Origin of the sequence: Thiomonas delicata (genome assembly GCF_900088825.1) — a bacterium.
GTDB classification, from domain to species: Bacteria; Pseudomonadota; Gammaproteobacteria; order Burkholderiales; family Burkholderiaceae_C; genus Thiomonas_A; species Thiomonas_A delicata.
Map to the genome: position 1 here is coordinate 1 of NZ_LT592211.1, position 232 is coordinate 232.

1 protein-coding gene is annotated in these 232 nt (G+C 60.8%); it reads left to right on the forward strand.

What is annotated here, in order from left to right; translation table 11 throughout:
- Positions 1-232 (forward strand): helix-turn-helix transcriptional regulator (locus tag THIARS_RS18105; RefSeq protein WP_245846009.1); only part of this gene is annotated, 232 nt, incomplete at both ends.

Below are 232 nucleotides of genomic sequence, written 5' to 3' on the forward strand. Positions count from 1 at the left end.
GACGCCACGGGAAACGGAGGTGCTGTCCTGGCTTTCCAAGGGGAAGACTAACCGCGATATCGGCGACATCCTTGGCATGAGCCCGCGCACTGTGAATAAGCACCTTGAGCATGTATTCAAAAAGCTTGGTGTGGAAACCCGTGCCGCGGCTGCAGCGCTGGCCAGCAGCGGGCATTGGGTGGTTGATGCCGAGGTCGAGACGCCTACGGGCACGTCGTCATGGCCGACAAGG